General features: G+C 62.4%; 23 protein-coding genes. 8 read left to right on the forward strand and 15 right to left on the reverse strand.

Annotated features, from left to right (window positions below; genetic code table 11):
- A partial coding sequence (locus tag Q1A20_RS20795) for an acetoin utilization protein AcuC (RefSeq protein ID WP_299410025.1) occupies positions 1 to 935 on the reverse strand: 935 nt, incomplete at its 3' end.
- Positions 936 to 1012: 77 nt separating this feature from the next.
- Here Q1A20_RS20795 and Q1A20_RS20800 point away from each other — a divergent pair.
- The 8 genes from Q1A20_RS20800 (at position 1013) to Q1A20_RS20835 (ending at position 7824) form a co-directional block, all read left to right on the forward strand.
- Positions 1013 to 1960, forward strand: coding sequence for an ABC transporter permease (locus Q1A20_RS20800; protein WP_299410185.1), 948 nt, complete (start codon positions 1013 to 1015; stop codon positions 1958 to 1960).
- Positions 1957 to 2772: an ABC transporter permease gene (locus tag Q1A20_RS20805; RefSeq protein ID WP_299410027.1), complete on the forward strand. Its 816-nt coding sequence runs from the start codon at positions 1957 to 1959 to the stop codon at positions 2770 to 2772. Before Q1A20_RS20800 ends, Q1A20_RS20805 begins: the two co-directional genes overlap by 4 nt.
- Positions 2769 to 4382, forward strand: a complete 1614-nt coding sequence (locus tag Q1A20_RS20810) for an ABC transporter ATP-binding protein (protein WP_299918484.1) — start codon at positions 2769 to 2771, stop codon at positions 4380 to 4382. Before Q1A20_RS20805 ends, Q1A20_RS20810 begins: the two co-directional genes overlap by 4 nt.
- A complete protein-coding gene (locus Q1A20_RS20815; protein WP_299918487.1) occupies positions 4375 to 4872 on the forward strand; it encodes an N-acetyltransferase in 498 nt (165 codons plus the stop codon). Before Q1A20_RS20810 ends, Q1A20_RS20815 begins: the two co-directional genes overlap by 8 nt.
- Before the next feature lie 12 nt (positions 4873 to 4884).
- Positions 4885 to 5631: an SDR family oxidoreductase gene (locus tag Q1A20_RS20820; protein ID WP_299918490.1), complete on the forward strand. Its 747-nt coding sequence runs from the start codon at positions 4885 to 4887 to the stop codon at positions 5629 to 5631.
- Complete coding sequence (locus Q1A20_RS20825) at positions 5628 to 5978, forward strand: cupin domain-containing protein (RefSeq protein ID WP_299918493.1); 351 nt, start codon at positions 5628 to 5630, stop codon at positions 5976 to 5978. The genes Q1A20_RS20820 and Q1A20_RS20825 overlap by 4 nt, the downstream gene beginning before the upstream one ends.
- A 69-nt stretch (positions 5979 to 6047) precedes the next feature.
- Positions 6048 to 7037 carry a P1 family peptidase gene (locus tag Q1A20_RS20830; RefSeq protein ID WP_299918496.1) on the forward strand — a complete coding sequence of 330 codons (990 nt, stop codon included), beginning with the start codon at positions 6048 to 6050 and terminating at the stop codon, positions 7035 to 7037.
- A complete protein-coding gene (locus Q1A20_RS20835; RefSeq protein WP_299918499.1) occupies positions 7030 to 7824 on the forward strand; it encodes an alpha/beta fold hydrolase in 795 nt (264 codons plus the stop codon). Before Q1A20_RS20830 ends, Q1A20_RS20835 begins: the two co-directional genes overlap by 8 nt.
- A gap of 9 nt (positions 7825 to 7833) precedes the next feature.
- Here the strand turns inward: Q1A20_RS20835 and dxs are convergent, their stop codons facing one another.
- From dxs to Q1A20_RS20905, 14 genes are all read right to left on the reverse strand, one after another.
- The gene (gene dxs, locus Q1A20_RS20840; protein ID WP_299410048.1) at positions 7834 to 9780 is read right to left on the reverse strand and encodes a 1-deoxy-D-xylulose-5-phosphate synthase; all 1947 of its coding nucleotides are present in this window, start codon (positions 9778 to 9780) and stop codon (positions 7834 to 7836) included.
- A 228-nt stretch (positions 9781 to 10008) separates the two neighbouring features.
- On the reverse strand, positions 10009 to 11124 hold the full coding sequence (gene pufC, locus Q1A20_RS20845) for a photosynthetic reaction center cytochrome PufC (RefSeq protein ID WP_298975299.1): 1116 nt from the start codon (positions 11122 to 11124) through the stop codon (positions 10009 to 10011).
- Positions 11125 to 11127: 3 nt separating this feature from the next.
- Positions 11128 to 12120, reverse strand: a complete 993-nt coding sequence (gene pufM / locus Q1A20_RS20850; protein WP_299410049.1) for a photosynthetic reaction center subunit M — start codon at positions 12118 to 12120, stop codon at positions 11128 to 11130.
- Positions 12121 to 12122: 2 nt separating this feature from the next.
- Positions 12123 to 12971 (reverse strand): photosynthetic reaction center subunit L, encoded by an 849-nt coding sequence (gene pufL, locus Q1A20_RS20855; RefSeq protein ID WP_298975301.1) that lies wholly within the window; start codon positions 12969 to 12971, stop codon positions 12123 to 12125.
- A gap of 260 nt (positions 12972 to 13231) precedes the next feature.
- On the reverse strand, positions 13232 to 13390 hold the full coding sequence (gene pufA / locus Q1A20_RS20860) for a light-harvesting antenna LH1, alpha subunit (RefSeq protein WP_013984575.1): 159 nt from the start codon (positions 13388 to 13390) through the stop codon (positions 13232 to 13234).
- Positions 13391 to 13402: 12 nt separating this feature from the next.
- Positions 13403 to 13555 (reverse strand): light-harvesting antenna LH1, beta subunit, encoded by a 153-nt coding sequence (gene pufB, locus Q1A20_RS20865; protein WP_195822146.1) that lies wholly within the window; start codon positions 13553 to 13555, stop codon positions 13403 to 13405.
- 182 nt (positions 13556 to 13737) lie between these two features.
- Positions 13738 to 13983: a cytochrome PufQ gene (gene pufQ, locus Q1A20_RS20870; RefSeq protein WP_366142092.1), complete on the reverse strand. Its 246-nt coding sequence runs from the start codon at positions 13981 to 13983 to the stop codon at positions 13738 to 13740.
- On the reverse strand, positions 13980 to 15455 hold the full coding sequence (gene bchZ, locus Q1A20_RS20875; RefSeq protein WP_298975302.1) for a chlorophyllide a reductase subunit Z: 1476 nt from the start codon (positions 15453 to 15455) through the stop codon (positions 13980 to 13982). The genes pufQ and bchZ overlap by 4 nt, the downstream gene beginning before the upstream one ends.
- Positions 15456 to 15651: 196 nt before the next feature.
- Positions 15652 to 17163, reverse strand: a complete 1512-nt coding sequence (gene bchY / locus Q1A20_RS20880; protein ID WP_299410187.1) for a chlorophyllide a reductase subunit Y — start codon at positions 17161 to 17163, stop codon at positions 15652 to 15654.
- Between the two features lie 141 nt (positions 17164 to 17304).
- Entirely contained in the window at positions 17305 to 17436 is a 132-nt protein-coding gene (locus Q1A20_RS20885; RefSeq protein WP_298975305.1) for a hypothetical protein, read from the reverse strand.
- A 16-nt stretch (positions 17437 to 17452) separates the two neighbouring features.
- A complete protein-coding gene (locus Q1A20_RS20890; protein WP_299410052.1) occupies positions 17453 to 18487 on the reverse strand; it encodes a chlorophyllide a reductase iron protein subunit X in 1035 nt (344 codons plus the stop codon).
- A complete protein-coding gene (gene bchC / locus Q1A20_RS20895) occupies positions 18484 to 19425 on the reverse strand; it encodes a chlorophyll synthesis pathway protein BchC (protein WP_299918503.1) in 942 nt (313 codons plus the stop codon). Before bchC ends, Q1A20_RS20890 begins: the two co-directional genes overlap by 4 nt.
- 133 nt (positions 19426 to 19558) lie before the next feature.
- On the reverse strand, positions 19559 to 20680 hold the full coding sequence (locus Q1A20_RS20900; RefSeq protein WP_299410055.1) for a methyltransferase: 1122 nt from the start codon (positions 20678 to 20680) through the stop codon (positions 19559 to 19561).
- Positions 20673 to 21557: a polyprenyl synthetase family protein gene (locus tag Q1A20_RS20905; RefSeq protein WP_299410056.1), complete on the reverse strand. Its 885-nt coding sequence runs from the start codon at positions 21555 to 21557 to the stop codon at positions 20673 to 20675. Before Q1A20_RS20905 ends, Q1A20_RS20900 begins: the two co-directional genes overlap by 8 nt.
- Positions 21558 to 21597 lie beyond the last annotated feature (40 nt).

Genomic DNA, 21597 nt, shown 5'->3' on the forward strand with positions numbered 1-21597 from the left:
GGGATATCAAACCCGTTGAGAGTGGCCCAAACACCGGTCCAGAGCCGCCCGACCGACCACGGGTTGTACCCACCCCCGCCCAGCACCAACAACCGCGGGGCCACGCCCATCAGCGCGCGCAGCACCGCCCAATGCGCATTGTTGGACAGGCTGAGATGCGCCAGCGGGTCCTCCTCCACACCATCCGCACCGCAAAGCAATACGATGGCGTCTGGCCGAAACCCGGTCACCTTTGGGACAATCAGCGCCTCCCGGATGAACGCCATCTCGCTGTCATTTAAGCCCCGGGGCACTGGCAGGTTCACCGCCGCACCACCGGCGTCATCCTCAATCGGTCCGGTACGCGGCCACAGCCGTTCTTCATGCACCGAGATCATCAGGCACTCCGGGTCACCGTGGAATCCGACAGCCACGCCGTCGCAATGGTGCGCATCAATATCGACATAGGCGATGCGCCGGACCCCATTGCGGCGCAGGCTGAGCATGGCCAGCACCGGGTCGTTCAGATAGCAAAATCCATTAGCGCGATCCGGCATCCCGTGATGCGTGCCGCCAGGGGGATTGTAGATCACCCCACCGTCGCGCAAGAGCTCACCAGCCAGCAGCGACCCACCCGCCGCAGTGGCTGGGCGGCGGAAAATCTCCGGATAAACGGGGTTGGTGACCGATCCCAGATCATGCCGCGCGGTGTCTTCAGCGGTCACGGTCTGCGCGGCCTCGACCCGTTGCAGGGCGGCGATGTAGTCGGGGGTATGCCACGCCGTCAGCGCTTTGGGCTTGGCCCGCGGCGCGGTGATGAACTGCGCGGGCGGCAGCCACCCCATGGCACGCGACAAATCCATGACCGTGCTGACCCGTGGCACCCGCAACGGATGCCAGCGCCCATAGCTGGAATGGCGGAAAATTTCCGCGCCGATAAAGCGTGGCTTGTCCATGGCACCAGACCTAGACCATTGGCCCGCAGCAACAACCCCTCTGGACCATGCCAGACCCACCGCCTAACCTCGCCGCAATGCTGCGCTATGTGCTCAAACGCCTCGCTTCTCTTGTTCTCAGCCTCGCTGTTGCGTCGCTGATCATTTTCACCGTGATCGAGATCGCCCCGGGCGATCCGGCGTCCTTCATGCTCGGGATCAATGCACAGCCTGAAACACTGGCCGCGCTACGAGCGGAACTGGGTCTGGATGTGCCCAAGATACAGCGGTATTTTGCCTGGGTCGGCGGCATGCTGACGGGGGATTTCGGCACCTCCTACACCTACCGAACGCCGGTAACCGAAATGGTGGCGGCGCGCATTGGCGTCTCGATCCCCTTGGCGCTTTATGCGCTGACGCTGTCGGTTGTCATCGCCTTTCCCGCCGGGCTTTATGCAGCATCCCGCCGGGGCCGCGCGGGGGATCTGGGCGTCACCGGAGCCACGCAGCTGGGCGTCGCGGTCCCCAATTTCTGGTTTGCGATGATGCTGGTGCTGATCTTTGCGATCCATCTGCGGTGGTTTTCTGCGGGTGGTTTTCCAGGCTGGGATGAGGGGGTCTTTGCCGCGCTCAAATCCCTGACCCTACCCGCCATCGCCCTTGCCCTGCCGCAGGCCGCGATCCTCACGCGGGTGATGCGTTCCGCGCTGCTGGACGTGTTGGGCGAGGATTTCATGCGCACCGCCCGAGCCAAAGGCCTCACCGCGCGCCAGACGCTCTGGCGGCACGGGCTGCGCAACGCGCTGATCCCCGTGCTCACGATCATCGGGCTGCAATTCTCGTTTCTCTTTGCGGGCACCATCATCATCGAACAGGTCTTCTACCTGCCGGGCCTGGGGCGGCTGATTTTCCAGTCCATCTCCGCGCGCGACCTCATTGTCGTGGAATCCGTGGTGATGCTGGTGGTCTTTGGGGTCATCGTGATCAACTTTCTGGTCGATCTTGCCTATGCCGCGGTGGACCCGCGTCTGAGGGCGCGGACATGAGCAAGACCCTGATCCTTGGGGCCCTCCTGTCCGCTGTGTTCATCGCGCTGGCCCTGCTCTCGCTGATCTGGACCCCGTTCGATCACACTGCGCTCAACATCCCCGACAAACTGCAAACGCCGGGGGGCCTCCATGTCCTTGGCACAGATCATCTGGGGCGCGATATTTTCAGCATGATCATGGTCGGCGCACGCACCTCCATCGGCGTGGCGTTGGTCGCCCTCATCATCGGGCTGAGCTTCGGCGTCCCCCTTGGGCTGGCCGCCGCAGTAAACAAGGGCAGCTGGCTCGATGAGTTCATCATGCGCGGCAATGACATCGTCTTTGCCTTTCCGTTGCTGGTGATGGCCATTCTGATCACCGCGGTCTTTGGCCCTTCGGCCGTCAATGCCATCATCGCCTTTGGCATCTTCAACATCCCCGTCTTTGCGCGCGTGACCCGTGGCGGCGCGCTGCCCCTATGGGAGCGGGAATTCATCCTCGCCGCCCGTGTGGCGGGCAAAAGCCGCGCCCATATTTCCGTCGAGCACATCCTGCCCAATGTGCTGAACCTGCTGATCGTTCAGGGCACCATTCAATTCGCTCTGGGCATTCAGGTAGAGGCAGCACTTTCTTTTGTGGGTCTGGGCGTGCAGCCCCCCACCCCGTCGCTAGGGCGGATGCTGGCCGATGCGCAGACCATGGTGGGATTTGCCCCGCATCTGGCCATCTTCCCCGGCCTTGCGATCATCCTGATCGTGCTGGGGCTGAACCTGCTGGGCGACGGGCTGCGCGATGCGCTTGATCCCCGGTTGCAACGGGTGCGCACGTGAGCCTGCTGGAGATCCGAAACCTGTCGCTCGACATCCATACGATGCCCATTCTGAAGGATGTCACCCTCTCCGTGGCGCCGGGTGAAATCCTCGCGATCACCGGCGAAAGCGGATCCGGTAAATCGATGACGGCACTGGGGATCATGCAGCTGCTGCCCCGGGGTGCGGCGAGCCGCGGTGAGATCACCTTGGCCGGGACAGAGCTGACCACCCTGCCAGAGGCAGAGATGTGCGACCTGCGTGGCAACGACATTGGAATGATCTTTCAGGAACCAATGACCGCGCTCAATCCGGTACACACCATCGGGCGGCAGGTGGCGGAAACCATCCGCATCCACACCAATACCTCGCAGGCAGAGGCCGAAACCCGGGCAACGGAAGTGCTCACCCGCGTCGGCCTGCCACCCGACCGCTTTCCGCTCAGCCGATATCCGCATGAACTTTCGGGCGGGCAGCGCCAGCGCGTGGTGATCGCCATGGCCATCGCGTTGCGTCCCAAACTGCTGATTGCGGATGAACCAACCACCGCGCTCGATGTCACGACGCAAGCGCAAATCCTTGACCTGCTCAAAGGGTTGGTGGCCGATTTCGGCATGGGGCTGGTGATGATCACCCATGACCTCGCCGTTGTCGCGGATATGGCGGACCAGATCGCCGTCATGCGCCATGGCGAAGTGGTCGAAACCGGGCCGACTGCTGATCTGCTGGCCGATATGCGCCACCCCTACACCCGCATGCTGTTTGAGGCCTCAACCCACCGGGTCGATCTGCCCGCCGCACCCGCACCAGAGCCGCTGTTGCAGGTGACAGACCTGCACCGCAGCTACCGGCTGCCCCGGCGCAAACTCTTTGCGGCCCCCGGGCATTTCGATGCCGTAAATGGGGTCTCCTTCACGCTCATGCGGGGCGAACGGCTCGGGCTTGTCGGCGAAAGCGGCTGTGGAAAATCCACGCTGACCCGCGCCATCCTGGGGCTGGACGAACCGCAATCCGGCACCATCACGCTGGGCGGCGCGCCGGTCACAACCCAGGGTCGCTCCAACCTTGAGGTCCGGCGCCGCATGCAGGTCGTGTTTCAGGACCCTTTCGGCAGCTTCAACCCGCGCCACCGGGTCGCGCGCCTGATCACGGAACCTTTCCACTTGCTGAGCGATCCGCCACAGGGGGCCGTGCGCAAAACGGCCATCGCCGAAGCGCTCACCGCGGTCGGGCTGAAACCCGAGGACGCCACCCGCTACATCCACGAGTTTTCCGGCGGCCAGCGTCAACGCATCGCCATTGCCCGCGCATTGATCATCCGCCCCGAACTCATCCTGTTTGACGAAGCCGTTTCCGCGCTCGACGTCTCTGTCCGGGCGCAGATTCTCGACCTGCTGGCAGATCTCTGCCGCGCCTATGGGCTGACCTATCTCTTCGTCTCCCACGATCTCAGCGTCGTGCGCTCCGTGACCGACCGGGTCATGGTGATGCAAGCTGGCGAGATCGTCGAAGAAGGCGATACGGAGCAGATATTTACCAACCCTCAACATCCTTATACGAAAAAGTTGATCGCAGCGGCCCCAACGTTGCCAGATGTGTCGATCCTGCAAAGGCAAGCACCCCATGACTGAGATCACGCTGAAGCTGATCAACAAGGCCGATCATGCCGAAGATGCGCTCGACCTTGCAGAGCGGGCGGCGGACTACGTGACGCTGGAGATTGGCCGGGCGCCGGACATGGACTACATCAACGAGTTTTTCGAAGCGGTGCCCCCGGGGCTGACCACGGACAATCTCTATGCCTTTGCCGTGATGCAAGAGACGGCGATGCTGGGCATGGTCTGCGTCGCTGAAGGCTACGAGCTACCCACCGACTGGTGGATTGGGCTGATGCTGCTGGATCCTGCGTTTCGCGGGCGCGGTACCGGGCGGGCTGTGCTACACTTGCTCAGGAAGAGAGCCCGCAGGGCGGGGGCAACCATGCTGAAACTGTCGGTTTTGGAGGCCAACCCCCGTGCTGTGACGTTTTGGACGCGTGAAGGCTTTGTGCCCCATCGATACGCCCCGGCAACGCCGGAAAGCGACGGGCACAACCGGTGGGTTCTGAAACACCAGCTGTAGGGAGAGACCGAGATGCGACTGACAGGAAAAACCGCCATTGTAACAGGTGGCGCGTCGGGTTTCGGGGCGGGCATCGTGCGCAAATTCACCTCCGAAGGCGCGCGCGTGATGATCGCGGATATCAATCACTCTGCCGCTCAGGACCTGGCCGATCAGATGGGCGATCATGCCCTGGCCTGCGCGGTGGATGTAGCCGACGGCGCCTCCGTTTCCGCCATGGCGCGGGCGGCCATCGAGGCCTGGACCCACGTGGATATCCTGGTGAACAACGCCGGCATCACGCATTTGCCGCAAGCTTTGGAAGAGGTGACAGAAGAGGATTTCGACCGGGTCATGGCCGTGAACATGAAATCGGTCTATCTGACCGCCCGCGCCTTGGTGCCGCATATGAAAAGCCGCGACGCCGGGTGCATTCTGAACATCGCCTCCACCGCCGGTGTCTCCCCCCGCCCCCGCCTCAACTGGTACAACGCCTCCAAAGGCTGGATGATCACAGCGACCAAAGCGATGGCCGTTGAGCTGGCGCCCACGGGCATCCGCGTCAACGCCCTGAACCCGGTAGCGGGCGAAACCCCGCTGCTGAAATCCTTCATGGGCGAGGACACGCCAGAGATGCGCGCGAAATTCCTCGCCACCATCCCTTTGGGTCGGTTTTCAACGCCGCAGGACATGGGCAATGCCGCTTGCTTTCTGTGCTCGGATGAGGCTTCCATGATCACCGGGGTGGCCATGGAAATCGACGGAGGGCGCTGTATATGAAGACGATCAATCTGGCGGAAAAGCTCGGGCAGTTCACCAGCCACTGGGATCCGCACGTGATCGCTGACTACAATGATAATGAGGTGATGGTTGTCCGCTTTCAGGGCGAATTTCCGTTCCACCTGCACGAAGAGACCGATGACTTTTTCCTCGTGCTGGAAGGCGACATGGTCATGGACATCGAAGACCGCTCTCACCCTGTGACAGCTGGTGAACTCTTCATCGTGCCCAAGGGGGTGACCCACCGCCCCCGAGCAGAGCAGGAATGCAAGGTTCTGCTGATCGAGCCCAAAGGCGAGCCAAATACCGGCGATCCCGCCACAGCCGTCCCAAAAACACGCATCTAAGATGTTTCTTCTGGCCCGAAATATCCCCGCCGGAGGCATAAATCTCTTTTGCCCGGACCCCCGCCGCTCATGACGCCCGGCCCGCGCAACCTGATCACCGATGTCCCTGGAATCAAAGTCGGTAACGCACAGGATGATCGTCTGAAATCTGGCTGCACGGTGCTGACAGCGGACACACCATTTGTGGCCTCGGTTCATGTCATGGGGGGTGCACCAGGCACCCGCGAGACCGACCTGCTGGCTCCCGACAAGACCGTCTCGGAAGTGGACGCGCTGGTGCTGGCGGGAGGATCAGCCTTTGGCCTCGACGCCTGTTCCGGCGTCGTGGATGCTCTGCGCGCAAGGCAGCGCGGGTACAGGGTGGGACCCGCGATTGTCCCGATTGTCCCCGGTGCGATCCTCTTTGACTTACTCAGCGGCGGTGACAAAAACTGGACCGAAAATCCTTATCGTGCCCTCGGCCGAACGGCCTTTGAGGCTGCGAGCACAACCTTCGATCTGGGCACGGCGGGCGCAGGGACCGGGGCGCTTTCGGCGATGCTGAAAGGCGGGCTTGGCTCGGCATCGCTACAACTGGAGGATGGCACAATGGTAGGCGCGCTGGCGGCGGCCAATCCCATGGGGTCCGTCACCACCCCGGGCGACCGGTACTTCCACGCCGCGCCCTTTGAAATTGACGCCGAATTCGGCGGATTGGGGCCTGATCCAACCACCGGGCAGGGACTTGACCTGACCAGCCGAAAACGCGCGCTGGTCTCCGATCAATCGAATACAACCATCGCCATTGTCGCCACGGATGCCCGGCTGAGCAAAGCGCAGTGCCACCGGGTCGCGGTCGCCGCCCATGACGGCATCGCGCGCGCCTGTGTGCCCGCGCACAGTCCCGGTGACGGTGATCTGGTCTTTGCCCTTTCCACCGGCACCGCGCCGGACGGCAATCCGGGTCTCATCGGCCATGCCGCGGCACTTTGCCTGACCCGTGCGATTGCCCGCGCGATCTATGAGGCGACCCCGGACCCCAGCGATTTGCTGCCCAGCTGGCGGAGCCAGAATGCCTGACCTCGCTCTGCCCGACGTTTCCCTGCACTACGAGGTTTCCGGCACCGGCCCGCCGCTTTTGATGCTCGCAGGTATGTTGTCAGACAGCGCCAGCTGGGAGCCGATACTGCCTTTTCTCAGCGCAGATTTCACGCTCATTCGCCCCGACAACCGCACCACGGGGCGCACAACCCCCGCTGATGCGCCCGCCTCCCCTACGATCTGGGCGCAGGATGCACTGGCGTTGCTGGATCATCTCGGGCATTCGAAAGCCCACGTCCTGGGTCATTCGCTGGGCGGCAACATCGGCTGGGTTTTGACCAGAATGGCGCCGACACGCGTGGCCAGCTACACCATGCTGGCTTCGGCCCCGCTCAACCTGCGCCGCAATGTCGAGCTCTTCCGAACCCTGATCGCCATCCGCCGCTCCGACGCACCGCCCGACGCCTGGCTCCGCGTGTTTTTCCCATGGATTTTTGCGCCGCACACCTATGAAATGCCCGGCGCGATCGATGCGGCCCTGGCACAGGCGCTGGCCTATCCGTACCAACAATCCGTGGAGGCGATGGCGCATCAACTGGAAGCCGTGCTGAGCGCTGACCCGGCCCCGTTTCAAACTGAGCCGGATGTCCCAACACTGGCAATTCTGGCAGAAGACGACCTGCTCATTCCCTTTAAAGCCGCCAAAGACGCCTTGAGCGGTATTGAACATCGGGTCATTTCCGGCAGTGGGCACGCCCTGCATTGGGAAGCGCCAGAAAAGGTCGCCCAGCACCTGCGCGACTTCGCCTTGCAGCACGACATCTGAAGCGCGGCGTCAGTCGCGCACGCTCCGCGCGCTGTGGAAATCGATGACTTTGCGGTCCTGTTGCAGGGCACCCAAAACCATCGCGACAATCCCTTCGGCATCGACACCGGCGTCACGATACATTTCCACCGGCGCTGCCTGATCAACGAACCGGTCCGGCAGGCACAGCGTCCGCACCCGGCAGCCGTGGTCCAGCATCCCGTGGGCGGCCATTTCCTGCAGCACCGACGCGCCGAACCCGCCTTTGGCCCCCTGTTCGACCGTGATCACTGCGCTGTGGGTTTCCGCAAGCTGCGTGATGAGCGCCATATCCAATGGCTTGGCAAAACGAGCATCGGCGATGGTGGCACTGATGCCTTCACCCGCCAGCATCGTCGCCGCGGCCTCGCATTCCCCCAGGAGCGTGCCAAGCGACAGCAAAGCGACATCGCCCTCTCCTTCGCGGATGATCCTGCCCTTGCCAATCTCCAACACCTCGCCGCGCTCGGGCAAGGCCACGCCCGTGCCATTGCCGCGCGGGTAGCGGAAGGCAATCGGGCCGGTGTCATGCGCCGCTGCCGTGGTGACCATATGCACCAGTTCCGCCTCATCCGCGGCGGCCATCACCACCATGCCCGGCAAGGCGCTCAGATAGCCAATGTCGAAGGCCCCGGCGTGGGTGGCCCCATCGGCCCCCACCAGACCGGCCCGGTCAATGGCAAAACGTACAGGCAACCCCTGCAGCGCCACATCATGCACCACCTGATCGTAACCGCGTTGCAGGAAGGTCGAATAGATCGCGCAGAAGGGTTTGAGGCCGCTGGCCGCCATCCCGGCGGCAAAGGTCACGCCGTGTTGTTCGGCGATTCCCACATCGAAGACGCGGGACGGGAACCGTTTGGCCATGCGGTCCACGCCCGTCCCGCTGGGCATTGCAGCGGTGACCGCAACGATATTGGGGTCTTCGGCGGCGAGCGCCGTCAGCGCATCGCCAAAGACGCCCGTGTAAGAGGGCGCATTCGCCTTGGCCTTGGCCTGGACGCCAGTGCCGACGTCAAACTTGCTGACCCCGTGGTATTTGTCCGCGGAGCCCTCGGCGGGCGCATAGCCCTTGCCCTTGACCGTACAGCAATGGATCAGCACCGGGCCGGTCGCCCGTGTCCGCGCGCTGCGCAAGACGCTGAGCAATTGGCCCATGTCGTGACCGTCAATGGGCCCGATGTAGTCAAACCCAAGCTCTTCGAAAAAGGTACCTTTGCTTTCCAGCCCGGTGACCATCTCACGCGCCCGGCGCGCCCCTTCGCGCACCGGTTTCGGGGCCAGCTGTTCCATGCCCTCGGCCACGGCCGCCAGACCGCCGAACGGCCCGATGCGGGAGAGATCGGCAAGGCCCGAAAGATAGGATGACATCGCACCCACCGGAGGCGCAATCGACATCTCATTGTCATTGAGGATGACAAAGAGACGCCGCCCTTCGGCGCCGGCGTTGTTCATCGCCTCATAGGCCATTCCCGCGCTGATCGATCCGTCGCCAATCACCGCAACGGCATCGCCCGTGGGCCGCCCCATGTCGCGCCCGACGGTGAATCCCAGGGCGGCGGAGATGGAGGTGCTGGAATGCGCCGCGCCAAAGGGGTCGAATTCGGATTCGCTGCGTTTGGTAAAGCCGCTGAGACCCCCACCCTGTCGCAGAGTGTGCATCCGGTTACGACGGCCGGTCAGGATCTTGTGCGGGTAGCACTGGTGCCCCACATCCCAGATCAGCTTGTCCCGGGGCGTGTCAAAAACCGCGTGAATGGCGACCGACAGCTCCACCACCCCCAGCGAGGATCCCAGATGCCCCCCGGTCTGGCTGACGGCTTCGATCACTTCCGCGCGCAGCTCATCGGCAACCGAGCAAAGCTCCCGGTCGGACATCTCTCGCAGGTCCGCAGGGCCTGCCACGCGGTCAAGGGTCGGGGTCACTGGTTTGGTCATGGCGCACATCTCCGATTTGTCGGAGGATGCGAAGCTCTTGCCAAAACCTCGGGATCACCCCCCGGAAAAAGAAAGGCGTCGCATCCGGCCTAAACCGGTTGCGACGCCAGGTTCCTGTAGCCAACAGGAAGGGAACCGGGGTGCCTAAGACCCCGTTGCCCGGATCAAGGAAGCCAATGATCCGTGCACGGCTGTGCCTTAGGGCAACGCATTACGCTGCCCAAAGGCTCATTCATAGACCGGCGCCTCAGTCGTCGCGAGCTCAGGCCAGTCTGCGATCACATTCAGACCCTGCATCGGCTGCTGGTATCCTTTGTGACAGGTCTTGCATGCTGCTTTCGGCGCATCGGCATAGATCGGGCCGAGGCGTTCAGCAGGATAGGTATCTTTGAGCGGCACCAGATAGTCGGTGTTCAGCTCTTGTACCATCAGGATGCCCAGCGAGGCGGTGCCCCACTGCGGCGTGTTCTCCGTGCCGTCATAGAAGGCGCGGCTGTTGTGACAGAAGACACAGTTCACCCCGAGGCTGTTGGCGAAGTAATTCATCAGCGAATAGGTGCGCTCGGTATCCTGGATGGAGGCGTAATCCTCACCGCCCGGCACGCCCGCCTCGCGGCTTTCCAGCGAGTGCACAGCGATGGTTTCGCCGTCCAGCAGGTATTTTTCAAGCGCGTCCGATGGCAGGGACGTGGATTGGCTCAGCGAGGTGACGCGGTTCTGATTAGATGACCAACCCGCTGATGCCTGGTTTACCGGGCTGATCTTGAACCAGACCTCGGAGGGCACGTGTTCGCCGCGGTGGCAGGTATAGCAATTCACGCCGACCTGTTTTTCAGCGTTCACGTGACCGTCCCAGTTTTCGTTGATGTTCTGGGTCATCTGGATCATCCGGCGCGCGACCACTTTGGTATAAAGCGTGTCTTCGCCGTAGGTCTCAAGGTCACCCTCGCCGTGGCAATAGACGCAGCCTTCCTCGGGCGAGACCCATTGGGTCATGGCGTTCATCACCCGGTTGAAGTTGTCTTCGGTCAGATCGCCCAGCACCTGGACATTTTCGTAGATGTCCTTGGCCAGATCCTCGCCCCCTTCGGGCACATAGGGCTCCTCGGTGTAGTAATCCTCAATTGTCGGGTCGGGCACCGTGCGCACAACGTCGAACTCGGGCACCGACATGCCGGTGCCCCGCGGCCCGGTCTGCAGCGAGGTCGTTTGCGCCGGGTTACCCGCGGTCACAATCAACGCAGCGGCAAAGACCGCCCCGCCGATGGCGCCGACCAGGATCGCCGGACCAAAGATATTGGTCGGGTTATCCGCATTCCATTTGTCAAACCACTTGGGAAACATGGGTTACTCCTCCTTCCCAATAAAGGCTTCGTAGGAACCGTAATCCGCGTAGCCATATGATCCGTCATACATCGGCGCGAAGTTGTGCTCCTGTGCCCAGATGAACCAGTTGTCGACCACTGTGCCGGTCAGCAGAATTCCGATGCCTCCCGTGATCGGGGTCAGCACCGCGAACCACCAGGCCCAGCGGTGGATGCCCTCCATCGTGGCGTTGAAGCCCATGGTCCAGCGCCAGAAGAGCGCGGCGCGTTCCGTGGCCGTACCGCGGTCATAGATCTGTTCCAGCTCGCGGTCGCCGCCGTAACGGGTGACCGCCAGGATGGTGCCGCCATGCATACAGAAGAGCAGCACAGAACCATAAAGAAACACGATCGAGAGACAGTGGAAGGGGTTGTAGTAGAGATTGCCGTAGCGGATCGAAAACGCCGTGGTCCAGTCAAGGTGCGGGAAGATGCCATAGGGTACCGCCTCCGACCAGGATCCCATCAGGATCGGGCGGAAGAGACCCAACACCAGGAACAACCAGACGGCGGCGGCAAAGCCCCAGAAGATATGCTTGCCCATCTTGTGCTGCTGCGCCAGCAGATAGGCCCGCAAGAGCCATGTCAGCACTGACACCAACAGAAAGAAACTGGCGATGATGTACCAGCCGCCGTCGTTCAGCGGCGGCATGGTCAGCCCGTATTCCGGCGAGGGCGGCTCCAGCGCCAGCCAGAAGAGTTGCCGGATGAACTGCGGGATCGACCAGCCGACCTGCGCCAGCATGTTGAACCCCACGATCACGAACCACGCGATCCCGGTGGCAAAGGCGACCATGCTGGTCCAGCCCCAGTAGTAAGGGCCGATCTGACCATTGCCCACCAGACCGGCAAGCGTGTTGAAGAAGGGCTTGCCGACCCGTTCGTCCATCATGTTGTTTTCGTTGTCCATGCCCCATTCGGGCGTGCCCTGGACCTGCACTTGGGTGAAGATGTTCTGATACTCAGGTGTCCACATGATCACATCCCTCCCACGGCGATGGGTTCACCCCAGATCGGCAGGTCAAGCCACCAGTTCCACCATTCGGGCCAGCCGGCCGTCCAGACCGGACCGGAGATGATGATGCAGACGGCAGAGAAGAAGACCGCGTTTATGGCCAACAGATACCCCAGACGGTGAATGCCCAGCGTCCCGATGGAATAGCCGATGAAATCGCGGAAGAATGTGTCTTCGTCGTCCGGCGTCTTGGCCTCTTCGCCCTTCTCGGGATTGGCCGCCGACAGGATCAACCCGCCGTGCAACGCCAGCGCCAGCGTGGTGGTGAAAAAGAGCGTCACCGCCAGCATATGCGCGGGGTTATAGTGGAAGTGCAGATAGGCGTAGCCGGTGTTGCTGACCCAATCGAGGTGGCTGAAGATCCCATACGGGAACCCATGCCCCCAGGCCCCCATCAGCAGCGGGCGGAAAATAACCAGCGTAACGTAAGCCAGGATCGCAAAGGCAAAGCCGACGGGCACGTGATAGCCCATGCCCAGCTTGCGGCAGATCTCCACCTCGCGCAGCGCCCAGGAAATGAACGCGCCCGTCGCGCAGATCGTGATGATCTGCCACAGGCCACCCTCCAGCAGCGGTGCCAGGCCAAGCCCATAGCTCAGATCCGGCGGGGCGATGTTGATCAGCCAGGGATTGAAAGTTCCCTGCTGGCTGGCGCCCCAGAATATCAGAATTGTCCCTAACAGGGCGAAGAACGCTGTCGTGACACCGAAGAAGCCGACGTAAAAAGGCCCCACCCAGAAGTCGAACAGATCGCCCCCAACCAGCGTCCCTCCGCGGACGCGATATTTTCTTTCGAAGCTGAGCAATGCCATCTTCATTCTCCGCGTATGTGCGGCGCGCCTGTCATCGGGCGGCGGCCGTCAGATTTAAACGTTTCTCGGAATACCTGATAAATCCATTGTCGCTTAACGTGTTGAAATCTTTGATTTCAGGCAACGTTAAGTGCTGCAGATCTTTCCGAAAACGCTATCCTTTGTTCTGGGTTCGCCGCGGGCAGGCACGCACATCTTTCCGCCCGCAGCCTTTTCTTCGTCGGTCTGCCAAAGACGCGCCTTGCCGCACGCCTTTTGGGTTATTGACCGCCAGCGGCAGCTGCCGCTTCGAACCAGTTCAGCCCGCTGCTCAGAACCACCAGGTGGATCATTGCAGCCAGCAGGAAGAGGAAAACGCCCTGCGCCACAAAAACGCGACGTGGGTCGAAGATCAGCCAGATCTTGTAGAACTTTGCCATCTCTATCTCTCCCTAACCGAACCAGGGACGCCAGATGTAAGTCGCCAAATGTGCGACCACAGCAACTGCCGAAAACAGCCAGAGGCCGCTCATGTAGACAGAATGCAGTTCTTGCGCCTGTTCGTCTGTAAGACCTGTGAAGGACAGGTCGGTGTTATCAGCCATAAATATTCCTCCGGAACGTTATGCTGACGCCGCGCACCCCGCGGCCGGGTCCTTTGGGGGTTGCCCCCCTCGGGGGTCTGTCCGCCTTTTTGAGGGGCGGTCAGTCTTTCACCTCGACAGGCGCACAACAGTCGAGAGGTCGGGTCGCACACTCGGCCTTGCCGCCTCATGTGCGATAGGGTTCATGCCGAGAAGATCATCGGGGTGATGATGCGAGCCTGGGTCCAGGCGCGCGCCATGGGGCCTTTCTCGGTAAAGCTGCGGGTCCGGATCGCCGACAGCGCCCAGGTCAGGGTCGCCAGCGGCAAAGTCGCCAGAAAGATGATCGCGAAATAGACCATGAACTCGGTCTTCACGGCCTTCCGGCTCGGGCCTTCGTGTGGTGTCTCCACCGCTGTTTCAATCATGTCAGATGTCATGTCGCTCATGTCTGATCCTCCTGGTTCATGCCGGCAATTGCCGGGTCCAGCGCGCGGATGGTATCCAGCACCACCCTCTCGTCGCCCGCAGCCAAAGCTGCTTTCTCTGCCGCGTCACGCAATGTTTTCGCGGCCGAAATTCGTGTCAGTATCGGATGTGTCTCGACAATCCGATCGAGCATCGCCTGCGCGTCCGCATCCCACGGGAAATCCCGGCGCAGCGGCGTCAGGGTCGCATCGGTCGCATCCATCTCCGTACCCAGCGGCAGGATGTGGAAGAGCGCGTCAAAGAGCCCGTTGCAAATCTCCTGCACCAGATAGGTCGCCCCCGCATAGCCCATGAAGGGCGTGCCGGTGTGCCTGCGGATCGCCGCACCCGGGAAGCTCGCCGGGATGAACGCAGGCGACGGCCCGTGCCCGCCCTTAAGTTCCGCGAGATACATTTTCTCGTTGATCGAGCCCATCACGATCAGGGGCCGCTTTTGCCCCATCAGGGCGCGCACTTCTTCGTTGTTGGTCTTCTTGCCCGCCACCCGCGCCACCGCAAAGGCGCAGGGCAGGCCCAGATCGTCTTCCAGGAAAAGGCGGATGCCGCGGGAATAGGTTTCATTCGCCACAATCGCAAAGCTTGCGGTGGCAAAGAAATCCTGGGTGACGGAGCGCCAGAGATCCCAGACCGGTTTGATGGTCGAGTGTTTCTCACGGCGGATAAAAGGTTCGGGATCGAGGCCCACCAAATTCCCCAGTGCGCGCAGGAATTTGGTCGTGCTCTCGATCCCTATCGGGGCTTGTAGATACGGCTTGGCAAGAAGCTCGCTCAACCCGCGCCCGAACTCGCGGTACATGCAGATATTCACATCCGCATTTACCAGATTACGCATTTCGGCCACATGGGCACCCAGGGGCAGCACCATGTTGACCTCGCAGCCGATCCCTTCGACCAGCCTGCGGATCTCGGCCAGATCGGATGGCATGTTGAACGTGCCATACATCGGACCGAGGATATTCACGCGAGGACGCGCACCTTCCTCGCGTTTCTTCTCGGGCGGCATCCGCCCTTTGGTCATGCCGAACTCAGTGAAGATCCAGGTCATCGCCCGGTCGGCGGCCTCCCACTGATCCTCATCAATCGTCCGCGGCAGGAACCGCTGAATATTTGTCCCCTGTGGCGTGACGCCCCCGCCGATCATCTCGGCAATCGACCCCGTCACAACCACCGCGGGCAGCGCCGGGTCGAGCGTATCCCACGCCCGCTTCATGGACTCTTCGGTGCCCGCGCCCATCTCGCCTTCGCCAAGACCCGTCACCACAATCGGTAACTCATGCGGCGGCAGCGCGTCGGTGTAATGCAGCACAGACGTTACTGGCAGGTTCTCGCAGCCCACCGGCCCGTCGATCACCACCTGCAAGCCCTTCACCGCGCAGAAGGCATAGACCGCCCCCCAATAGCCGCCCGCGCGATCATGATCGGTGACTAGCATCAGCAGAACCCCCGCTGCTTCTTCTGGCCATAAATATCCCGGGGGGTGAGGGCCGTCTCGGAAACGCTCGGAAGGAGCGTTTCCGGCCCGAACGGGGCAGAGCCCCATTCCGCAGATAGCAACCCGGTGCGCACGCAGGTTTCTGGAGAAGCCCGCTGCTGCGCACTGTTGCGCGAATATGTTTCATATTCGCGCACTAAACCATCTGCGCGGCTTTCGCCGCCCTTGCTTGTTTTTCGAGCTTCTTCTGATGTTGCGCGCGGAAGTCGGGGCGCAGATTTGGACTGCCTTCCCAAACACCCGCGGTGTCGCCTTCGCCGACATCTTCGAAGAAGGCTTTCATATGCGCCATGCGGTCCTTGTTGCCGATGGCGGCATTGATCACCTCGGCCAGTGACCCCGCACCGGCAACGCCCATCAGGGGCCGCGCTGAAATCAGGTTGGTGAAATAGAGTCCGGGAATGCCCAGCTCCTTAGCCTTCTGCACCACCGGGGTTGTCCCGATGGCTAGATCCGGCTGCACCGCTTCCATCGCCGCACAATCATCTTCCAATGAGGCTCTGAACTGCACTTTGGTGCCTTTTGCTTCCAGCCATGCAGCATCCGCTTCAGACCAAGGCGACTTCGCACAAGCGGTCCCCACATAGGGCACCGTCGCACCGCTTTCGATCAGCAGACGCGCCACCAGCAACTCGGAGCCTTCATAGCCCGAGAGCGTGATCGTGCCCGTGATGGGCTTGCCCGCAAGCGCGCCCTTGATGGCAGGCAGAACCGCGTTTTGCGCCGCTGCAATCTTCTCAGGCGAAACACCGTAGGCCGCGCCGATACCCGCCAACCACTCCGCCGTTCCGTCGTGACCCACCGGTGCAGAGCCGACAACGGTGCGGCCCGCTGCCTGAAACTGGCGCACGGCATCGGTGTAGAAAGGATGGATCGCGGCCACCACGCCACAATCGAGCGCCGCATATAGCTCGCGCCACTCGCGGCAGGGCACGACCGGTCCTGCCGCCAAGCCCATGGGGGCAAGCATCTGACCAATCATCATCGGATCCGCCGGGAACATCTCGCCCAGCATGGCAACCGTCGGGCGATCATGCTTGCCCCCCTGCGGCCGCGCCACAGGTCCAGCCTCGATCTCCTTGCGGGCGTATTCCAGCATCGCCCCGGCCAGTACATCCTTGGCCTCGGCATGGGTCGGCACACCGAACCCCGGCACGTCGATGCCGACAATGCGCACACCGTTGATCTCTTCCGGCAGCAACCGCAGCGGCACACCGGAGGCGGTCGGCACACAGAGGTTGGTGACCACAATCGCATCATAGCGATCCGGATCCGCCAACTCATGCACGCTTTCGCGAATATCCTCAAAGAGCTTGCCGGTGACCAGCGTCTCGGAATTGAACGGCACATAGCCCACCGACCGGCGCGCACCATAGAAATGCGACACGAATGTCAGCCCATAGACGCAGCAGGCCGAGCCCGACAGCATCGTCGCCACCCGCTTCATCCGCAGACCCACGCGCAGCGAGCCAAAAGCCGGACACATCGATTGGGGTTTGTCATGTGGACCCATCGGATAGTCGGCCTTGAATTTATCGAGCAGGTCAGACCCGCCTGCAAGCCTGGCCGCCTCGGCCATATCGCCGCCGGAATGACATCCCATGCCGTCCGGCGCGATATCGGGGACCTCGCCCGCCACACGTGACACGTCGCCATGGGGGTGACCCTTGATCACCTCCACCTCGGCGGCCTCGTCATATGTGACTTCCTTGTTCACGCCGTCATGCTCCAGAAAACCGCGCCACTGAAATGGCCGCGCTTGATCGCCGGTTGTGAGATGGCAAACGGATCAATGCTCTTCATTCGGATTCCCCACCGTGCTGGGCTCTGCCGTCCGCGGCAGGAAACCGATATCTTTCAGCAGCCGCTTGATCTGATCAGCCCGCGCGGTGCGCAGTTTCTGATCGATCTCGCTTTTCAAGAAATGGTCCTGATGCTCATGCTTCATCGTAGACAACCTCCAGTGACGGCTTAGGCGCTGCATTCTTGCCGCGCATGTCCATGTCCGTCGCCGGTTCCAGCACGATGTCGCCCCCCGTCTCGGAGGCATCGAACAGACCCAGCAGACCATCCTGATCCAGCGGCGTGGGCCGCATCGGCGGCGCTTCGGCCACGTTTTCTCCCAGCTCGGCAAAGAGCGATCCCCATTGGGATTTGTCGGTGCCGACAATCTGGTAGTTTGCGGACTTCTTGCGCAGGTCATCATCCTGCGGGATCGCCGCAAGGATCGGGATGTCGACCGCCTCGGCAAAAGCCGCCGCCTCGCCGGTGCCATCATCCTTGTTGATGACCAGACCCGCGACGCCGACATTGCCGCCGAGCTTGCGGAAATACTCCACCGCCGAGCAGACGTTGTTGGCCACATAGAGCGACTGCAAATCGTTGCTCGCCACAAGGATCACCTTCTGCGCCATGTCGCGGGCGATCGGCAGGCCAAACCCGCCGCAGACCACGTCGCCAAGGAAATCGAGCAGCACGTAGTCGAAATCCCAATCATGGAAGCCCAGCTTCTCCAGCAGCTCAAATCCGTGGATGATGCCGCGCCCGCCACAGCCACGTCCGACCTCTGGCCCGCCAAGCTCCATGGCAAAGACGCCACCCCGCTTGAAACAGACATCGCCGATCTTCACCTCTTCACCGGCCAGCTTCTTGCGGGTCGAGGTTTCGATGATCGTCGGGCAGGCCTTGCCGCCAAAGAGCAGCGAGGTGGTATCGGACTTCGGGTCGCAGCCGATCAGCAGCACGCGTTTGCCCTGCTCCGCCATCATGTGGCTGAGGTTGGCCAGCGTGAAGGATTTGCCGATCCCGCCCTTGCCGTAGATCGCGATGATCTGGGTCTTGGACGTGGGCTCGCCCTGCGGCACTTCCAGCGTCGGCTCCGCCGATGCCTCGTCGCGCAGACGTTTGTCGAACTCTTTCAGATTTGGCACATCGCCCGACGCCGGGCGCTTTTCGTCAATACCATCTTTCACGCCGCGTCCTTCCAGTTCAGAATCATTTTCAGGCAGGCCGGATCAGAGAAGGCCTGCGCATAGGCCGCCGGGGCCTCCGAGGCAGGAGAGGTATGGGTGATCAGCCCCTCCAGGCTGAGCGTGCCGCTCTCCACCAGAGCGCGGGTCGCCGCAAGATCTTCGCGCGTCCATTCCGCAGCAACGCGGAACCGCGCCTCTTTCATAAAGGCGGGCGGAAAGGCAAAGCTGATCGGGGTCGTGTAGAAACCGGCCAGCACGATCTCGCCGCCCTTGCCGATACGTCCAACCAGATCATTCAACACCTCGACACTGCCGGAGACGTCATAGATCGACATGTAGTCGCGGCGCGCGTCCTCTTCGGGGGACATCACCGTGTATCCTTGCGCGCCATCCCGGCGGGTCGGATCGATTTCCCAGACCGTGGGGGCGGGTGCACCGGCGGCAATTGTCAGCCGTGCGAGCAAGCGCCCCAAGACGCCGTGACCGACGATGAGGTCCGGCATGCATTTGTTCAGACCGGCCATCGTGTGGCGCGCGGTTGCGGCCAGCGCCAGCAAGGCGCCCTGCGCACCGAGGCCCGCATCGATTCGCGTGACCCGGTCCGGGGCTGTCACCACCCGGGAAGCCGCGCCGCCAAACAGCCCGAACGCGCCATCGTAGCAATTCGCCCCGGGAACAAAGACATGATCGCCCGGGCGATAGCCTGATGTGGGGGCCGCTTCGATCACTTCGCCCACGGCTTCATAGCCGGGCACCAGCGGATATCCCATGCCGGGGAAGGGTGGCATTTCACCGGACCAGAAGAGTTTTTCGGTGCCCGTGGAAATCCCGGAATGCTGAATGTCGACCACCAGATCATCCGACCCCGGCGCTGTCAGCGTGAGGCAATCTACGTCCAGATCACGCGGACCTTTCAGAAGAACTGCGGTGGTATCCAAGTCTCTCTCCTCACCTGCGCTGCGGACCCCGATCAGTGTCAGAGACTCATTACACAGACTGTTATCTCTCTGTCAGTTTAAGCTGACATATTTTTGTGTCAACTAGATTAGACACTTTTTGGATGTCTGGAGATCAGGGCTTGCGCGCGGTCAGAACCCGCGTGACGTAATTGCGCGCGGGGGCCGGGCTGTGGATGCCCTCAAACCCAGCCGCCGCGCAGAGACTGCCAATCTCATCCGCCGACCGCGCGCGCCCGGTCTGCATCGCCAGCGTGTAGAAGGCAAAGTAGACATCCCCGGCGGCATCCGGCCTGGCACCGCCGCCCATGGGTTCGGAAATGATCAGGCGCCCGCCCTTGGGCAATGCCGCATAGACCGCGCTCAGCAGATCCGCCACGGTGTCATCCGCGTGATCATAAAGCACACGGATCAGGGAAATCGCATCGGCGCCCTCAGGTAGCGCATCATCGCGAAACGAGCCGGGGTGGATTGTCACGCGGTCACCCATCCCTGCCGCCGCAAAACGTGCCTGCGCCGAGGGCGTGACCTGCGGCAAATCGAAAAGGGTCATGCGCAACTCCGGTGTCGCCCGACCCACCGCCTCCAGAAACGCGCCGGTGCCGCCGCCGATGTCCATCAGGTGGTGCACATCCTTGAACGATACCGCGCGCAGCGTATCCTCGGCCACCAACCGTTGGCTCTGCGCCATCAGGTCGGAATAGGTTTCCGCCACACCCGGATCAATCTCGCCGCGCGCGCCAAACACATAGGGCCAGAATTCAGAGAGTTCGGTCCGCGCCGGTCCGCGCAGCAATCCAACCGGATCAGCCAGATCGGCATAAAACGCACGGTGATGCCGGATCATCGCCTCCAGCCCCGGCACGCCCATCAAAGCGGCCCCCTTGCGCGCAAGGCCAAAGCGCCCCAAGCGGTCCCGTTTGAGGAGTTTCAGCGCCGCCGCCGCCTGCAGCAGGACCTGCATCCGCTCTGCCGGGACATCCGTAGCGCGCGCCAGTGTCTCCGCCGATTGAGGGCCAGCGCGCAGGCGTCGGAAGATGTCGAGCTCCACCAAAGCCATCAGCACCTGGCTCTGCACAAAGCCCTGCACCACATCAAAAAGTGCGGCGCCATCCTTGCGGGCCTGACCGCGTGTGAGGGGGAATTTGCTGGCCCAGCTTTGGAAACCGGGGCGCGCGACCAACTGGTTCAGCCAGCCACCGCGCCATTTCGACACCTCGCTGGTGGCGTCAGACATTGCTGCGGGTCGCGCTGACATTTGGCGCGACGGGGGTCAGACGTTCGGCGTAGGTGCGGACCATCGCGGCCAGCTGTGCCTCGCCCGGACAGGACGGGATCGAGGCAATTGCGCCGCCCAGAATGTCCTTGAGCCGGGAAATCGCCCCCTGCACGCCCAACAGCGACACCGCATTGGGGCGCCCGTGCAGGTCGTCCTGACCCACCGGCTTGCCCAGCGTTTCTGCATCATAGAGCGCATCGCGCAGATCATCGGCCACCTGAAAGGCCTCGCCGATGCGCGCACCCAGTTCAAACCACGGCTCGGCCTCCTGGCCCGCCGATACCGCACCCATCTGCGTGGCGGCGATGAAGAGCGCGCCGGTCTTGGCCTGATGGTAGGCGGAAAGATCGATCTCCGTTTCGCTTTCCCAGCCCTGCCCCGCACAGATCCCACCGGGCATGCCGGTGCGCTGCGCCAGTATCATGATCAACTGCGCTACTCGGTCAGGTGCCAGGGCGGACTGCCGCGCCAGTGTCTCAAAGGCCAGCACGATCAGGCTGTCCCCCGTCAACACGGCCAATGGCTCGGAATAGGCCCTATGCACGGAGGGCTTGCCGCGCCTGATCTCCGCGTCGTCAAAACAGGGCAGATCGTCATGGACAAGACTGGCGCAGTGGATCATTTCCAGCGCCGAGGCCGCCGCATCCGACAGCTTCGGCTGGTCATCACGGCACGCCATGGCGACCGACATCAGGATGGTGGGGCGAATGCGGGCGCCGCCCGGTGCGGTCGCATAACCCAGTGCCGAGGCCAGCCGCGGCGGCACCGCCCCCCTGCCCTGCCCGACGGCCACTGCCGATGAAATTGCTGTCTCAATTCGGGTGCTCATGCCCATGCGAGGCTCCTTTCACCAGCAATGTGTCATAAATTTCCGA

Origin of the sequence: uncultured Roseobacter sp. (assembly GCF_947501835.1) — a bacterium.
Classification (GTDB): Bacteria; Pseudomonadota; Alphaproteobacteria; order Rhodobacterales; family Rhodobacteraceae; genus Roseobacter.

Excerpts from the sequence above, each read along its gene's own strand:
- Q1A20_RS20905 (WP_299410056.1), bottom strand. The coding sequence starts at position 21,557 with ATGGGCATGAGCACCCGAATTGAGACAGCAATTTCATCGGCAGTGGCC.
- pufA (WP_013984575.1), bottom strand. The coding sequence starts at position 13,390 with ATGGCAAAGTTCTACAAGATCTGGCTGATCTTCGACCCACGTCGCGTT.
- bchZ (WP_298975302.1), bottom strand. The coding sequence starts at position 15,455 with ATGCTAGTCACCGATCATGATCGCGCGGGCGGCTATTGGGGGGCGGTC.
- pufM (WP_299410049.1), bottom strand. The coding sequence starts at position 12,120 with ATGTGGACACCTGAGTATCAGAACATCTTCACCCAAGTGCAGGTCCAG.
- pufQ (WP_366142092.1), bottom strand. The coding sequence starts at position 13,983 with ATGAGCGACATGACATCTGACATGATTGAAACAGCGGTGGAGACACCA.
- dxs (WP_299410048.1), bottom strand. The coding sequence starts at position 9,780 with ATGACCAAACCAGTGACCCCGACCCTTGACCGCGTGGCAGGCCCTGCG.
- pufL (WP_298975301.1), bottom strand. The coding sequence starts at position 12,971 with ATGGCATTGCTCAGCTTCGAAAGAAAATATCGCGTCCGCGGAGGGACG.
- Q1A20_RS20825 (WP_299918493.1), top strand. The coding sequence starts at position 5,628 with ATGAAGACGATCAATCTGGCGGAAAAGCTCGGGCAGTTCACCAGCCAC.
- pufC (WP_298975299.1), bottom strand. The coding sequence starts at position 11,124 with ATGTTTCCCAAGTGGTTTGACAAATGGAATGCGGATAACCCGACCAAT.
- Q1A20_RS20800 (WP_299410185.1), top strand. The coding sequence starts at position 1,013 with ATGCTGCGCTATGTGCTCAAACGCCTCGCTTCTCTTGTTCTCAGCCTC.
- pufB (WP_195822146.1), bottom strand. The coding sequence starts at position 13,555 with ATGGCTGATAACACCGACCTGTCCTTCACAGGTCTTACAGACGAACAG.
- Q1A20_RS20805 (WP_299410027.1), top strand. The coding sequence starts at position 1,957 with ATGAGCAAGACCCTGATCCTTGGGGCCCTCCTGTCCGCTGTGTTCATC.
- Q1A20_RS20830 (WP_299918496.1), top strand. The coding sequence starts at position 6,048 with ATGACGCCCGGCCCGCGCAACCTGATCACCGATGTCCCTGGAATCAAA.
- Q1A20_RS20820 (WP_299918490.1), top strand. The coding sequence starts at position 4,885 with ATGCGACTGACAGGAAAAACCGCCATTGTAACAGGTGGCGCGTCGGGT.
- Q1A20_RS20815 (WP_299918487.1), top strand. The coding sequence starts at position 4,375 with ATGACTGAGATCACGCTGAAGCTGATCAACAAGGCCGATCATGCCGAA.
- Q1A20_RS20900 (WP_299410055.1), bottom strand. The coding sequence starts at position 20,680 with ATGTCTGACGCCACCAGCGAGGTGTCGAAATGGCGCGGTGGCTGGCTG.
- Q1A20_RS20835 (WP_299918499.1), top strand. The coding sequence starts at position 7,030 with ATGCCTGACCTCGCTCTGCCCGACGTTTCCCTGCACTACGAGGTTTCC.